Here is a 14,421-nt window from a genome sequence, read left to right as displayed (position 1 = left end):
ACCGGCGAAGTCAGGCGCCGAGCGGGCCGCCGCCGGGAGGAGCGGCCTCGAGCACCTCGACCTCGTCGCCGACGCGGACCGTGGCGCCGGGGGTCTCGGGAATGAGGTTCACCGCGAACCACGCCTTCTTCCCGAACCGCCGGGTGCGGGCGAGCGTGCGCAGCGGCTCCTTGCCGCCGGTCACGGCGCCCGACCCGTGATCGGCCTCCAGCGTGGTGATGACGCAGCGCGCACACCCCTTCACCGCGCGGAACGTCGCGTCGCCGACCCGCAGCAGGCGCCAGTCGTCCTCGGCCCACGGCAGGTCGCCGTCGACGACGAGGTTCGGTCGCATCCTCGACATCGGGACCGGCTCGCCGCCGCCCTCCTCGATCGACGCGTTGAGGGCGGCGAGCGACGCCTCGGTCGCGACCAGCAGCGGGTACCCGTCGGCGAGGCTGACGCGGTCCTCGGGGCGCGCGAAGCCGGTGATCGGCCGGCGGGTGGGGTCGTCGAGGTGGACCAGCCGGACCGACCCGCCCAGCAGCTCGCTCAGCCAGGCCGACGCATCGGTGGCCTCGGCGGCGGTGAACTCGGTCTTCCACAGCCTGACCGGCACCTGGCGCGCCGGATCGGGCGGCGCGACCTCGAACGGCGCGGCACCGGGCGCGCTGAGGTGCAGGCCGCCGTCAGTGAGCCGCGGGTGCACCGTGAGCAGCCGGTGCGACTCGCGCGCGGAGATGAAGTGGCCCGCCTCGTCCACCACCATCCAGCGGCGGTCGCCGACGAGTCCCCACGGCTCGACCTCGGCCGCCGCGAGGTCCTCGACCCGGGCGGACTTCAGGGGGTAGCGGTGCAAGGAGGTGAGGCGCACCGGTTCAGGCTACGGGTGCGAGAGCGGTGCTGGGCCGGTCCCGCCGAGGTCTGCGACGATGTCAGGCGTGGACAGTCGATCCGAGGCCCTCAGCCGGGCGTCCTCACGATCGTCCGCACGCCGCGCCGAGCGCGGCATCGCCCTCGTCGCCCCCACGATGCGTGCCGTGGTGCTGGTGCAGATCCTGCTCGCCGCCGCCTCCGGCGCCGGCGTCGCGGAGCACCGCGGTGCCTACTGGGCCCTGACGCTCTCCGTCGTCGCGGTCTCGCTGCTGCTGATCGTGCAGTGCCTGGTCACCGGCTCGGTGCGCCGCGGCGCCTGGCACGTGCCCGACCTGCTGCTCGCGTGGCTCGCCGTTCCCGCGATGAACCTGCTGCTGCCCGACCCGTTCGTCGTGGGCACGTGGGAGGCGTGGGCCTCGGGCTTCGCCGTCAACGTCGGGGCGCTGGCGGCCGCGTGGCTGCCGCCCGGGGTGGCGATGGTCCACGGCGTGGCGCTCGGCGGCTGGTACCTCGCCTGGACCCTCACGGCGAACACCACGTCGTGGGAGACCAGCCTCAGCAATGCGCTCACGATTCCCGGCTACGCCCTCGTCGTCGCGCTGCTGACCCACTACCTGCGCGGCCTCGCGGTGGACGCCGACCAGTCCCGCGAGGACGCCGTCGCCGCGACACGCGCCCTCGAGCTGGAGCGGTACCAGCTCACGGTCCACGACGCCTCGAGCATCCTGCGGCTGCTGTCCGACGAGGACACGCCCGCCGAGGTGCTGCCCGGGCTACGGCTCCAGGCCGACCGTGAGGCCCAGCGACTGCGTACCTACCTCGGCGCCGAGCCGGCGCGGATCGACTCCTCGGCCCGCACCGTCGGGGCCATGCTCGCGCACGCGCTGGAGGGCTTCGAGGACCTGCCGCTCGAGCCGGCCGTGGCCCTCGGCGCCCACGTGGAGCTGGACGACGCGGTGTGGACGGCCGTCGGACGGGCGGTGACCACCGTCCTGCACAACGTGCGGCTGCACGCGCAGGCCGACCAGGTCGTGGTGCACGCCGACACCGACGGCTCCACGTGGGAGGTCGTGGTGTCCGACGACGGGGTGGGCTTCGACCAGGGGAACCAGCCGCTCGGCTTCGGTCTCGACACGCAGGTCGGCCAGGCGCTGCGCGACGTCGGCGTGACCGTGGACGTCAGCTCGGCGCCGGGCCGCGGAACCTCGGTGACCATCACCGGGCCGGTGGCGGAGGTGGACGCATGACCGTGCGACGCACGCGTGTGGTGGTGATCGACGACAGCACCGTGATCCGCGGCGGTTTCGCCACCGTGCACCCGGGGCTCGACGTCGTGGCGACCTACGCCAGCGTGGAGGACTTCGAGGCCGCGCCGGTGCACTGCGACGTCGTCGTCCTCGACCTGCTCCTGCGCGGTCCCCAGGGCACGTCGACCACCACGAAGCAGGGCCGCGCGGCCATCCGCGCCCTGCGCGAGCGCGGGCTGCGGGTGTGCCTCTACACCGATGAGCGCCGCCCCATCGTGCTCGCGCTGTGCCTGCGTGCCGGCGCGCTCGGCGTGGTCCACAAGGCCGACCCGCCCCACGTCACGATGCAGGCGATCGAGGACGTCCGCAGCGACCGCGTCGTGGTCACCCAGTCGCTCGTCGGGCTGACCGAGCTGCTCGACCGCCGCGGCGCCCGGCTCGACCTCAGCACCCGCCAGCGCGAGGTGATCTCGGGCCGTGCCCGCGGCCGGCACTGGGCCGACATCGCCGCCACCCTCTACATCACCGAGGACACGGCCCGGGAGCACTACCGGGTGGCCTGCCGCAAGCTGCGCGACTACCTCCAGCACACCAGTCCGGGCGACATCGAGCGCGCGGTGGGGCTTGCCCCGGGGGACGTCCTCGACGAGGAGTGACCCCCCGATTCCGGGGGTTCCGACGCCGGGCGCGCGCCCGCAGGATGGAACAGGGACTGGGCCGGCCCGCATGGTGCCGGCCTCGCCCCATCGGGAGGGACCTACTCGGGGGGACGCATCGACCGGGACGCGCCGCGCGCGCCCCGGCCGATGCGTGTCTGAGGTCCTCCGGTCAGCGGACCAGCAGCCTCTCGATGTTGTCGAAGGCCTGCCGCGCGTTGCCGCGCCACATCCGGCCGAAGACCGGCATCGCCAGGCGGCCGAGACGCCCTTCGGGGCGCACCGTCCACGTCCAGCCGATGCGGACGCCGGTTCCCGCCGGCTCGAACGTCCAAGCGCCGTCGAGCGACGTGATCAGGTGCTTCATCGGGCCCGTGATGCCGGAGATCCGGTAGGTGAACCGCGACGGGCTCTCGACCGCCGTCAGCTCCTCGCGCATCGTGCCGCCGTCCGCCAGGACGATGGTGCGCGTCTGCCCGGGCGTGCGCCACGGGCCCTCCTGGTCGCGGACCTGCGCGATGCGCGGGATCGCGGCGTACCGGCGGTCGAACAGCGCCGTGAGGTCGAGCTCGAGCAGCCGCTCGAACGCCTCGGCCACCTCGAGCGGGTAGGTGCGGGTGTAGCGCAGAACCACGTGGTCGGTCATGCCCCGACCGTAGGCGGCAGCCCCCACGATGACCAGCGTTGCGGACCCGAGATCTTGCGGGTGCCCGTGGGCCGGGCGAGGCTGGGACGCGATGAGCAATCTCGACGAGCTGGTCCAGGTCGTCACCGCCCGCCAGCGTGAGCTCGGCCGCCCGGCGATCGTCGGCATCTCGGGGTTCGGTGGGTCGGGCAAGTCCACCCTCGCCCGTCGCCTGGTTGCCGCCCTGCCCGACGCCGTGCGGCTGCGCGGTGACGACTTCCTCGACCCGGTGCGGGTGCACCGGCGCTCGCCCGACTGGGACGGCGTCGAGCGCGACCGGCTCGTGGACGACGTGCTGCGTCCGTTCCGCGACGAGGTCCCCGGGGAGTTCCAGCGCCACGACTGGGACCGGGGCCGCCTCACCGAGCCCGAGCCGGTGCCGCGTGCCGACGTCCTCGTGATCGACCTCGTGGGCCTGTTCCACCCCACGACGCTGCCGCTGCTCGACCTGGCGGTCTGGTGCGAGATCGACCTGTGGACCGCGACGCAGCGCGGCATCGCGCGCGACCGCGACGACGGCAACGACCACGACCGGGTGTGGACCGAGGTCTGGGAGCCGAACGAGCGCGACTTCGAGCAGCGGTTCGCCCCGCGCGAGGTCGCCGACGTGCTCTTCCCGACCCGCTGAGCGCTCACCCGTCACCCTGCGAGTCCCCGGAGCCGCGCCTAGCGTGGAGGCATGACCTCCACCGACGTGCACACCGATCGTCGGCTCGGCTGGGCCCTGCTCGCGGCGGCGATCGCGCAGATCGTCGCCCCGGTGGTCCAGGCCCTCGCCGACGTCGCCCGGCCCGGCGACGACAGCGACTCGCTGCTCATCACCCCGGCCGGCTGGGCGTTCTCGATCTGGAGCCTCATCTACGGGCTCGCCCTGGCCCACGCGATCGCCACCCTGTGGCGCGGTGACGGGGTGGGAAAGCGGCGCTTCGTGGTCGACCTGATCCTGCTCTACGTCGGTGCGACCGTCTGGATCGCGGTGTCGGCGGCCGCCATCAGCTGGGCCACGTTCCTCGTGCTGGCCTTCATGACCGCCGTGGCGATCGACGCGGCCCGCCTCGCGGCGCACACCCGCCCGGTCGAGCCCGCGTGGACCACCTGGCTCGCCCGCGCGACCTCGGGCATCTACGCCGGCTGGGTCAGCGCGGCGGTCTTCCTCAACCTCGGCACGGGGGTGCTCGAGCTCGACCTCGCCGAGCCCGACGACCGCGGCTGGCAGATCGCCCTGCTCGTCGCGGCCGTCGTCTTCGCCCTCGCGGTGAACTCGCAGCTGCCGCGGAGCCCGGGCTACGCGGCAGCCGTCATGTGGGCGCTGGTCGGCATCATCGCCGCCGTCGCCGGGGAGTCGACGACCGCGCTGGTCATCGCGGTCGCAGCCATCGTGCTGCTCGCGGCGCAGACGGCGTGGCAGTCCTCGCGAGCGCTCCCGGACTGACGCGACACCACTCGTAACCCGGGCGACCCGCAGTTCTTGACACCAACACCCACACGAAACACCTGCGCAACATCGCGTTCCTAGCGTGACGACGTCGGGGAGATCCCACGTCGAGAGGAACATGGTGAGACGCACACCCATCCGAACAGGGGTAGCCCTGTCACTGGCCTGCATGACCGGGGCGGTCCTGATCGCCGCCGGCACCCCGGCCACCAGCGCCGAGGGGACGACCGACGCCGGCTCGTACCTCGCACCGCGGTTCACCGCCGCCGACCTCACCGGCGACGACGCCGTCACGCAGGAGGACGTCGACCTGCTCGCCGGCCGCGTCGGCACGACGTCGGCCGACGACGGCTGGGCCGCCGTGTCCGCCGCCGACCACGACGGCGACGACACCATCACCGTCACCGACGTGGCCCGACTCGCGCAGGCGATGATCTACGACGACGGGAAGTTCGAGCTCGTCGAGGCGTCGGTCCTGGACATGCAGGCCGCGATGAACGCCGGCGTGCTGACCTCGGTGGACCTCACCCGGCAGTACCTCGACCGCATCGAGGCCTACGACAACGCGAAGGTCGACCCCGCCGCGAACGGCCGGCCGCTCAAGTCGATCATCTCGACGAACCCCGAGGCACTCGACCTGGCCGCCGCGGCCGACGCCGAGCGCGCCGAGAACGGCATGACGAGCGTGCTGCTCGGCATCCCCGTGGCGCTGAAGGACAACTACGACACGAAGGACATGCCGACCACGGCCGGCTGTGCGTGCTGGGAGGAGAACCAGACGCAGGACGACGCCGAGATGGTCGAGGGCCTGCGCGCCCAGGGCGCCGTCGTGCTGGCGAAGGCCAGCCTCGACGAGTTCGCCTACGGCTTCAGCTCGCAGTTCTCCGCCTTCCAGGGCGTCACCGTGAACGGCGACACCACGACGCAGCGCAGCACGCTGGTCGCGAGCCCTTACGCCACGAGCAAGACCGCGGGCGGCTCCTCGGGCGGCACCGGTGCCTCGATCTCGGCGAACCTCGCCGCGCTCGGCTTCGGTTCCGACACCGGAGGCTCGATCCGCGTCCCGTCGAGCTACAACCAGCTCGTCGGCGTCCGGCCCACGGTGGGCCTCGCCTCGCGCGACGGCATCGTGCCGCTGGCCCTGTCGCAGGACACCGGCGGCCCGATGGCGCGCTCGGTCTCCGATGCAGCGATCGCGATGGACGCCGTGGTCGGCGTCGACGAGAACGACACGGTCACGCAGCGACAGATCGGCAAGGTGCCGAACTCGTACACGAAGTACCTCGACCCGAACGCCCTCGAGGGCAAGCGGATCGGCTACTTCCCGCAGATGGTCCCGTCGCTGACCGCGACGAACGCCGGACAGGCCGCCGCGGCCCGCCGCTTCGAGCAGGCGAAGGCCGACCTCGAAGCGCAGGGCGCCACCGTCGTCCCGGTGCAGATGACCGCCGAGGAGGGCACCGCGTTCACCCGCGTGCTCAACGAGGGCAGCGGCAGCACGAACGAGTTCAAGCACGACCTCGCGCAGTACATGGCGACGCACCTGTCGTCCGAGGTCGAGGCGAACACGCTGCAGGGCATCATCGACAGCGGCAAGTTCGCGCCCGCCTACCGTTCCACGTACGTCCAGCGGAATGGCATCACCGAGGAGACCTACCAGGCGTGGGCCGGGCCGAACGGCTCGCACACGACGCAGCTCGCGCTCGGTCACACGCAGGTGACGGCCCTGCTCGATGCGCAGGACATCGACGCGGTCGTCTACCCCTCCGGAACGCAGTACGGCACCTTCAGCACCAACATGCGGCTCAGCCCGAACACCGGGATGCCGGCCGTGACGGTGCCGATGGGCGCTGACGCCGCGGACCCCTCGGCGGGCATGAACCTGGAGTTCCTGGGTCGCCAGTTCGACGAGGGCCCGCTGCTCGGGTTGGCCTACGACTACGAGCAGGGCACGCGCCATCGCACCACGCCGGCGCTCTACGGCCCGCTCGCGCAGGAGGCACCGTGAACCGCGACCAGACGATCCGAGGACGACAGATGACGAAGAAGACGATGCGGCGCGGCGCGGTCGGGGCGATCTCGGTGGCCCTGCTGGGCGGTGCGCTGGCGATGACGCCCGCGCAGGCCGACGAGCCGACGTTCGCGGTGACCACCTCGGACTCCAGCGTGGCCGTCGGCGACGAGGTCACCGTCACGGTGGCGGCCGAGAACGTGCAGGACGTGTTCGCCTACGAGCTCGCCCTGGACTTCGACCCGGCGGTGCTGGCCTACGAGGCCGACAGCGCGTCGACCGACGTGACCGGCTCGACCTACGCGTCGGTGCAGGGCGACCTCGTCGTGCTGCACACCAAGCTGGGCACCTCGCCGGCCGCGGAGGGCGACGTGTCGCTCGTCTCGGCGACGTTCACGGCCCGCAAGGCAGGCACCGCGGCCCTCGCCGTGCCGTCGCTGAAGCTCGTCGGCACCGACGGTGAGGCTCGCACGGTCGAGGTCGAGGGCGCGTCCGTTGCCGTCGACCGGATCGCGGCACCGACCGCCGTCACCGCCCCGAAGATCTCGGGCAGTGCCCAGGTCGGCAAGGTGCTCGCGGTCTCGCCCGGCACGTGGTCGGTGAAGGGCGTCTCCACGCGGGTGCAGTGGCTGCGCAACGGCAAGGCCATCGCCGGGGCCACGCGCTCGACGTACCGCCTGACGGCGGCGGACTACAAGGCCTCGATCTCCGCCCGCGTGACGGCCACCAAGGCCGATCACGCCGACGGCACCGCGGTCGCGAGGGCGATCAGGGTGACGACGAAGGCCGTGAGCCGCACGGGCGCCAAGGTGCCCGGCTCGGTGAAGGCCAAGGCGGCTTTCAAGGCGCGGGTGTCGGTGAAGGCCTCGGGGATCAGTCCCCAGGGCACGATCCGGGTCTACGTGGGCGGCCGGCTCGTCAAGAAGAACGTCGAGGTCAAGGACGGCAGCGCGACGGTCTGGCTGCGCGTGGCGAAGAAGGGCCGCTCGGCGGTGCGCTTCGTCTACGTCCCGCAGTCGGGTGTCGAGGGCAGCTCCCGTCTGGTGAAGCTGCGCGTGCGCTGACGTCGGGTCCCAGGCGGCCGCGGATCCGGGGTGACAGACCCCCGGGTCCGCGGCCTTCCCGCGTCCGGGACCGTGGGGCAGACTCGACGCGTGTTCGACCGAAGCGACGAGACCCTGCGCGACCGCGACAACCTCAAGTGGACGACGACGCCCGCCGACGTGCTGCCGGCATGGGTCGCCGACATGGACGTCGAGGTGCCCGAGGTCGTGGTCCGGGCGGTGCACGAGCGGCTCGCGCGCGGCGACGTGGGGTATCCCGACTTCGACGCCCCCGATCCCCTCGTGGCGGCGTTCGAGCGGCGCATGTCCGATCGGCACGGCTGGGACCCGGCCGGCGGGCGCGGCCGGCTGTTCACCGACGTCATCCAGGCGTTCCAGGTGCTGGTGGAGACGCTCACCGCTCCCGGTGACGGCATCGCGCTGCACGTGCCGAGCTACCCGGTCTTCCTGACCTCGATCGCCGACGCCGGCCGCACGGTCGTCCCGCTGCCCCTCGAGGCGACGGCTGACGAGCTGGTCGACCTGTGGCGGCGCGAGGGCGTGGCGCTCGTCGTGCTCGTCAACCCGCACAACCCGTCGGGCCGGATGCTGGCGACGGAGCAGCTGCGACCGATCGCCGAGGCGGCGGCAGCGCTGGACCTCGTGGTCCTCGCCGACGAGATCCACGCCGACCTCGCGTTCGACGGCCGGCGGCACGTGCCGTTCGCCTCGCTGGGCCGCGACGTCGAGGACCGCACGGTGACGGTGACCTCGGCCTCGAAGTCCTTCAACCTGGCGGGGCTGCACTGCGCCGTGGCCCACGTCGGACCCGCCCGGGTGCGCGAGGCACTGGCCGCGCTGCCGTTCGCCTACCTCGGCGGGGTCAGCACACTCTCTCGCGCCGCCGCGGTGGCCGCCTGGACCGAAGGTGACGCGTGGCTGACCGAGCTCGTCGCCGTGCTCCAGGCCCATCGCGACACGGTCACTGCCTGGGCCCACGAGGTGGGCGTGGGAGTCCGCCCCGCCGAGGCGACCTACCTCGCGTGGCTGGACTTCGGCGCCACGCCGATCGCGGACGACCCGGCCGGCCGGATCCTCGAGCGCGGCCGGGTCCGGCTCGCGCCCGGTCCCGACTTCACGGCGCACACCTCGCTGGACTCCTCCACCTTCGCGCGGCTCAACTTCGGCACCAGCGCCGAGCGGCTGAGCCGCCTGCTCGACCGGATCGGGGACACGCTCACTGGTAGGTGATGAGCTCCGGGTGGGGGCGCACGCGGCGCCAGGTCTGGGCGACGTCGAGCATCGGCTCGTCCTCGTCGACGAAGTTCTTCCAGCCCCAGCCGACGTTCGCGGGGGCATCCTCGCGGATGACGCCCCACGTGCCGAACTTCGCGCCCGGACTGCCCTGGCCGTCCACGTGGATGACCGTGGAGAGCTCCGGGTGATCGGTGCGCACCCGGTCGCGGTTCCGGATCATCTGCGTCTGGAACTGGTGCAGCACGAACACCTTCTGCGGCAGTGCGTGCTTGCGCGTGAGGGCGGCGAGCCACGCCGAGGTGCGGTTGACCTCCTTCGCGCCGACGTGGCCGATCCGCTGCAGAGGCTTGCCCTTCGGCCCAAGCCGCCACTCGGGGTCGAGGGCCAGGCCGACGTGGGGGCGCCGCAGCAGCGACTCGTACTCCTTGGCCTGCGTGAGGAACGACGAGCGGCCCGGCTGGAGGTCGAGGATCACGACGATGCCGGCCTTCTCGGCCGCGTCGACGAGCGGCTCGAGGTCGGACACCTCGGTGCGGGCGGAGTAGTCGCCGTGCGGTCCCTTGTCGGCGGCCGCGACGGTGGTGATGATCTCGAACGCGGGGACGAAGTGCTCGTCCGGCGCCGCCTTCCGGTACTTGCGCACGAGCTTGCGGACGCGGGCGACGGAGGCCTTCGTGCCCTGTTCCCCGAGCACGCCGAGCGCCGGGCCGGACGGGTGCCCGTACATGGCGACGAGGTGCTTGCCGCGGGTGGCGAACCAGCCACCGCCGACCGCCTGGGCGTCCGTCCGCACCACGCGCACGGCGTAGTCGTCGGCGCCGAGGGAGAGCAGGGCGCCGTCGGGGTCGCAACGCAACAGCTTCGCCGAGGGCGCGTGCCGGCGCGGGTCGGTGGCGATGCGCACGAGGTCGGCGTCGCCCAGGTCGGCCATCGCGAGCAGCTCGCGGGACGGCTTCCCGGTGGCGGCGATGGTGGGGCGGACGGCGCGCTCGATCGGGTCTGCTCCGGCTCCGGCGGCGTCGTCCGCGGCCAGGATGCGGGCGCCGAGCCGCTTCGCCTCGGCCCGACCCGCCTCGGTGTCCGGCAGCGCCGGCACGCCGAGGTCGAGCGCACGGTCGAGGGCGGCCTGCGGCTCCTCGGCGGGAACCAGCACGACGGCCGATGCGGATTCGAGCAGGAAGCGCGAGGCGGCGACGACGTCGCCGGCCGGGGCCGCGGCGAGCCCGGACGGCTCGGCGGCCCGGACGGTCTCGGCGTCGGGCCCGGAGTCCTCGCCCTCGCACGCGGCCAGCAGTGTCGTCAGCAGGACGACGGCGCCGGTGGCGGCGAGGAGACGGCGGAACGGGTGCACCCGGCGACGGTACCCGGCTCGTCGGAACGGCGACGCGCTGAGCACCGCTCGTTATGCTCTGCCGGGTGATGATTCAGGCGACCGACCAGGAGATCGACGGACTCGCGGGCTTCATGGTCGACCTGATGGACCGGATGGGCCTGTTCGGTGCCGCCCTCGCGGTGGGCCTGGACAACCTCTTTCCCCCGATCCCCAGCGAGATCGTGCTGCCGATGGCGGGCCTGGCCGCGAGCCAGGGCCGGTTCTCCCTCGCCGGTGCACTGTTCGCCACCACCGCCGGCTCCGTGATCGGCGCCTGCATCATGTACTGGCTCGGGCGCCTCTTCGGGCGCGACCGCACCGCCTGGGTGTTCGAGCGGACCCCCTTGCTGAAGCTGCGCGATCTCGAGGTCACCGAGGCCTGGTTCGCCAAGCACGGCACGAAGGCGATCTTCTTCGGCCGGATGGTGCCGATCTTCCGCAGTCTCATCTCGATCCCGGCCGGCGTGGAGCGGATGTCCTTCGGCATCTTCCTGCTGCTGACGACCCTCGGCAGCCTGATCTGGAACTCGATCTTCGTCGGCGCCGGCTACACGCTGGGCGAGAACTGGCACGTCATCGAGCCCTGGGCCGACTGGTTCCAGCGCCTCGTGATCCTGGCCGTCCTCGTGGTCTGCGGCTGGTTCGTCATCACCCGCGTCCGCGAGCTGCGCGACCCGCGCGAGCGCTGACGGTTTCCCCGGGTCAGTCGCGCAGCGACGGGGGGACGCCGGCGTTCTCGGCGTCGGCGTCGACGATCTGCTGCTGGAGGCGGCGCAGGTCGGCGCTGGTCCAGCCCTCGGGCTGCAGCACCGAGGCCCAGGCGGCGACGTGCTCGCCGACGAAGTCGTGGCCGTGTCCCGACGGGACGGCCATCCCCACCGCCATGTCGGCCGAGGTCTGCCAGAAGGTGACGATCGGGTACCAGCGCATCGCGTTCGCGACGTCGGAGCCGCGCGGCTCGGAGAGCCAGTCGGGCTTGTCCCAGATCAGGTCCGGGCTCCACCACGTGATCGGGTCGGACGGGTGCACGAGGTAGAGCAGGTGCGGCCCGTCCCACGGCCGGGTCAGGGGGATCGTCGGTCCCCACGGGTCGTTCGTGAAGCGCACCGTGCGCCCGTCGCGGAAGATCGGCTCGATCTCGCGGCTGCCCGGGTCGCGCTGCTCGCGGAACTCGGTGAACAGCGAGTTGAACCCCGGGGGCCCGACGAAGAGCCCGCCCGAGGTCCGGTTGCGCAGGTCGGCCTCGCCGCTGAACGCCGTCTCGAGCGCGAACGAGCCCAGGCTCTCGCCGAAGAGGTACAGCCGCGGCCGGTCGTCGGCGGGCAGGGCGCTCCACCGCTCGTAGACGGCGTCGAAGAGGGCGCGGCCGGCGTGGCGTGCGGCGCGCTGGTCGACCAGGAACGACACCCAGGACGGCAGGTGCGAGTACTGCATCGACACGATCGCCGAGTCGCCGCCGGTGAGGTACTCGAACGAGTTCGACGCGCTCGGCTCGATGAAGCCCGAGCCCGTCGTCCCGGCCACCAGCAGGTTGGCGCGGTCGAAGCCGCCCGCCCGCTCCAGGTCGTCGACGGCGAGCCGCGCCCGCTCCTCGACGTCCTCGGCGTTGGCGGTGCCGGCGTAGGCGCGGATCGGGTCGAGGGCCGGCCTGCCGGTGAACTCCGCGATCTCCTCGCCGCTCGGGCCGCGTGCCACGAAGCGGCGTCCCTGCCGGCCGAGGTCCTCCCACGCCAGCTCGGAGTCCGGGCTGCCCGACCTCAAGGTGCTGGTGGGCGCCTCGAGGCTCGACGAGACCTGCTGGTCACCCAGCGCGAAGGAGGAGTCCACCGCGGCGATGGCGTTGTCGTAGACGACGCCGCTCAGTGTGAAGAACGTCAGCGCGGCCACGAGGACCACGCCGGTGGCGCGGGCGGCCTGTGCGCCGATCCGACGGGCCAGGAGGGCCGAGACCCACCGGGTGGCGCGACGCAGCCCCCGGCCGGCCGCGACCAGCAGGGCGAACACGAGCACGGCGACGACCGGCACCGTGACGAGGCGCCAGGCGCTGGCGTCGCCCATGCCCATGAGCTCGCGGACCCGGTCCTGCTGGCGCACGCTCATCACGTCGACGATCCCGAGCGCGACGAGCCCGACTCCGATCGTCCAGCGCCACTGCCGCCGGCTCGGTCGTCGCGCCTCGCGGTCGGCGAAGGCGCGCCAGACCCAGGCGAGGGCGACGCCCAGGCCGTACCCGATCGCGGCCGTGACGCCCGTGACGAGTCCTTGGAACAGGGCGGGCCGGGGCAGCAGGGACGGCGTCAGGGACAGCAGGGCGAAGGCGAAGGCGCCGAGGAGTCCCGGCAGCGTGAGCCGGATCCACCCGCGCAGGCGGTCGTGCATGGCCGAAGTCTGACAGGTCGAAGGCAGGCGCCGAGCGCGGTAGCGTCGGGAGCATGGCCCATCAGCTCTTCATCGCAGGACAGTGGCGCGACGCCGAGGGCGGCGCGACCTTCGACGTCGAGAACCCCGCGACGGGGGAGACGCTCGCGACGGTGGCCGACGCCTCCGTGGCCGACGGCAGGGCGGCGCTCGACGCCGCGGTCGCCGCGCAGGCCGACTGGGCGCGCACCGCGCCGCGCGACCGCGGGGAGATCCTGCGGCGCGCGTTCGAGATCATCACCGAGCGCGCCGACGAGCTGGCCGAGCAGATGACCGCCGAGATGGGCAAGCCCGTCAGCGAGTCGAAGGCCGAGATCGCCTACGGGGCCGAGTTCTTCCGCTGGTTCGCCGAGGAGTCCGTGCGGATCGCCGGCCGCCACTCCGTCGCCCCCAACGGCGCCACTCGGCTGCTGACGCTGAAGCAGCCCGTGGGCCCGTGCCTGATGATCACGCCGTGGAACTTCCCGCTCGCGATGGGCACCCGCAAGATCGGCCCGGCGATCGCGGCCGGCTGCACGATGGTGGTCAAGCCCGCCTCGCTGACGCCGCTCACGATGCTGAGCCTGGGCGAGATCCTCACCGAGGCCGGCCTGCCCGACGGCGTCCTCAACATCGTCACGACGAAGAGCACCGGGAAGGTGATGGAGCCGATCATCCGCGACCCCCGGCTGCGCAAGCTCACGTTCACCGGCTCCACCGAGGTGGGTCGCTCCCTCATCGAGCAGGCGGCCGAGGGCGTCCTGCGCGTCTCGATGGAGCTCGGCGGCAACGCCCCGTTCCTGGTCTTCGAGGACGCCGACCTGGAGAAGGCGGTCGACGGCGCGATGCTGGCCAAGATGCGCAACATCGGCGAGGCCTGCACGGCCGCGAACCGCTTCATCGTCCACGAGTCGCTCGCGGAGGAGTTCGCCACGCGCTTCGCGAAGCGGATGGAGCAGGCCGAGGTGGGCCCGCTCGTCGAGGCCAAGCAGCGCGACAAGGTGGCCGAGCTCGTCGACGACGCGAAGCAGCACGGTGCCACGGTGCTCACCGGCGGCGCGGTGCCTGACGGTGCCGGCTACTACTACCCGCCCACCGTTCTGACCGGCGTCCCCCGGGAGGCCCGGGTCTGGCGTGAGGAGATCTTCGGGCCGGTCGCGCCGATCTTCACGTTCTCCGACGACGACGAGGCGCTGCAGATGGCCAACGACACCGAGTACGGTCTCGTCGCCTACGCGTTCACGCAGAGCTACTCGCGCGCGATCAAGGTCTACGAGGGCCTCGACACCGGCATGGTCGGCATCAACCAGGGTGTCGTCTCCAACCCGGCCGCACCGTTCGGCGGGATGAAGGCGTCGGGCTTCGGTCGCGAGGGCGGCGACGAGGGCATCGAGGAGTACCTCGAGACCAAGTACGTGGGTCTGGCCCCGTGATCCGCCCGCCCGTCGCCAGGCGCGGCGGGT

At 72.7% G+C, this 14,421-nt stretch carries 13 protein-coding genes; 9 read left to right on the top strand and 4 right to left on the bottom strand.

Annotation, left to right across the window (positions count from 1 at the left end; translation table 11 throughout):
• Window positions 1-10: 10 nt before the first annotated feature.
• Window positions 11-853, bottom strand: coding sequence for an MOSC domain-containing protein (locus B2363_RS12595; RefSeq protein ID WP_286930643.1), 843 nt, complete (start codon window positions 851-853; stop codon window positions 11-13).
• Window positions 854-920: 67 nt separating this feature from the next.
• On the opposite strand from B2363_RS12595, the gene B2363_RS12590 reads away from it, so the two are divergent.
• Entirely contained in the window at window positions 921-2,102 is a 1,182-nt protein-coding gene (locus B2363_RS12590; protein ID WP_286930641.1) for a sensor histidine kinase, read from the top strand.
• Window positions 2,099-2,758: a response regulator transcription factor gene (locus B2363_RS12585; RefSeq protein WP_181753650.1), complete on the top strand. Its 660-nt coding sequence runs from the start codon at window positions 2,099-2,101 to the stop codon at window positions 2,756-2,758. The genes B2363_RS12590 and B2363_RS12585 overlap by 4 nt, the downstream gene beginning before the upstream one ends.
• Window positions 2,759-2,930: 172 nt before the next feature.
• On the opposite strand, the gene B2363_RS12580 is transcribed toward B2363_RS12585, so the two are convergent.
• Window positions 2,931-3,404, bottom strand: a complete 474-nt coding sequence (locus B2363_RS12580) for an SRPBCC family protein (RefSeq protein ID WP_181753652.1) — start codon at window positions 3,402-3,404, stop codon at window positions 2,931-2,933.
• Window positions 3,405-3,495: 91 nt separating this feature from the next.
• Between B2363_RS12580 and B2363_RS12575 the strand changes: the two genes are divergently transcribed.
• From B2363_RS12575 to B2363_RS12555, 5 genes are all read left to right on the top strand, one after another.
• The gene (locus tag B2363_RS12575) at window positions 3,496-4,071 is read left to right on the top strand and encodes a uridine kinase family protein (protein ID WP_286930639.1); all 576 of its coding nucleotides are present in this window, start codon (window positions 3,496-3,498) and stop codon (window positions 4,069-4,071) included.
• 51 nt (window positions 4,072-4,122) lie between these two features.
• Entirely contained in the window at window positions 4,123-4,875 is a 753-nt protein-coding gene (locus tag B2363_RS12570) for a hypothetical protein (protein WP_286930638.1), read from the top strand.
• A 172-nt stretch (window positions 4,876-5,047) separates the two neighbouring features.
• Window positions 5,048-6,886, top strand: a complete 1,839-nt coding sequence (locus tag B2363_RS12565) for an amidase family protein (protein WP_286930637.1) — start codon at window positions 5,048-5,050, stop codon at window positions 6,884-6,886.
• Complete coding sequence (locus B2363_RS12560; RefSeq protein WP_286930636.1) at window positions 6,883-7,953, top strand: cohesin domain-containing protein; 1,071 nt, start codon at window positions 6,883-6,885, stop codon at window positions 7,951-7,953. Before B2363_RS12565 ends, B2363_RS12560 begins: the two co-directional genes overlap by 4 nt.
• Before the next feature lie 90 nt (window positions 7,954-8,043).
• A complete protein-coding gene (locus B2363_RS12555; protein WP_286930635.1) occupies window positions 8,044-9,183 on the top strand; it encodes a MalY/PatB family protein in 1,140 nt (379 codons plus the stop codon).
• Here the strand turns inward: B2363_RS12555 and B2363_RS12550 are convergent.
• Complete coding sequence (locus tag B2363_RS12550) at window positions 9,170-10,540, bottom strand: hypothetical protein (protein ID WP_286930634.1); 1,371 nt, start codon at window positions 10,538-10,540, stop codon at window positions 9,170-9,172. The genes B2363_RS12555 and B2363_RS12550 overlap by 14 nt on opposite strands.
• Before the next feature lie 68 nt (window positions 10,541-10,608).
• On the opposite strand from B2363_RS12550, the gene B2363_RS12545 reads away from it, so the two are divergent.
• Window positions 10,609-11,250, top strand: a complete 642-nt coding sequence (locus tag B2363_RS12545; protein WP_286931531.1) for a DedA family protein — start codon at window positions 10,609-10,611, stop codon at window positions 11,248-11,250.
• Window positions 11,251-11,263: 13 nt separating this feature from the next.
• On the opposite strand, the gene B2363_RS12540 is transcribed toward B2363_RS12545, so the two are convergent.
• Complete coding sequence (locus tag B2363_RS12540; protein ID WP_286930633.1) at window positions 11,264-12,940, bottom strand: alpha/beta hydrolase; 1,677 nt, start codon at window positions 12,938-12,940, stop codon at window positions 11,264-11,266.
• 53 nt (window positions 12,941-12,993) lie between these two features.
• Between B2363_RS12540 and B2363_RS12535 the strand changes: the two genes are divergently transcribed.
• Entirely contained in the window at window positions 12,994-14,391 is a 1,398-nt protein-coding gene (locus B2363_RS12535) for an NAD-dependent succinate-semialdehyde dehydrogenase (protein WP_286930632.1), read from the top strand.
• The last annotated feature ends 30 nt before the right edge of the window (window positions 14,392-14,421 follow it).

It is taken from the genome of Aeromicrobium sp. UBA7512 (genome assembly GCF_002476985.1).
Taxonomy (GTDB): Bacteria; Actinomycetota; Actinomycetes; order Propionibacteriales; family Nocardioidaceae; genus Aeromicrobium; species Aeromicrobium phoceense.
This window is presented reverse-complemented; position numbering and strand designations above follow the sequence as displayed.

Coding starts and splice junctions, on each gene's coding strand:
- B2363_RS12580 (WP_181753652.1), bottom strand. CDS start 3,404: ATGACCGACCACGTGGTTCTGCGCTACACCCGCACCTACCCGCTCGAG.
- B2363_RS12570 (WP_286930638.1), top strand. CDS start 4,123: ATGACCTCCACCGACGTGCACACCGATCGTCGGCTCGGCTGGGCCCTG.
- B2363_RS12540 (WP_286930633.1), bottom strand. CDS start 12,940: ATGCACGACCGCCTGCGCGGGTGGATCCGGCTCACGCTGCCGGGACTC.
- B2363_RS12585 (WP_181753650.1), top strand. CDS start 2,099: ATGACCGTGCGACGCACGCGTGTGGTGGTGATCGACGACAGCACCGTG.
- B2363_RS12565 (WP_286930637.1), top strand. CDS start 5,048: ATGACCGGGGCGGTCCTGATCGCCGCCGGCACCCCGGCCACCAGCGCC.
- B2363_RS12535 (WP_286930632.1), top strand. CDS start 12,994: ATGGCCCATCAGCTCTTCATCGCAGGACAGTGGCGCGACGCCGAGGGC.
- B2363_RS12575 (WP_286930639.1), top strand. CDS start 3,496: ATGAGCAATCTCGACGAGCTGGTCCAGGTCGTCACCGCCCGCCAGCGT.
- B2363_RS12545 (WP_286931531.1), top strand. CDS start 10,609: ATGATTCAGGCGACCGACCAGGAGATCGACGGACTCGCGGGCTTCATG.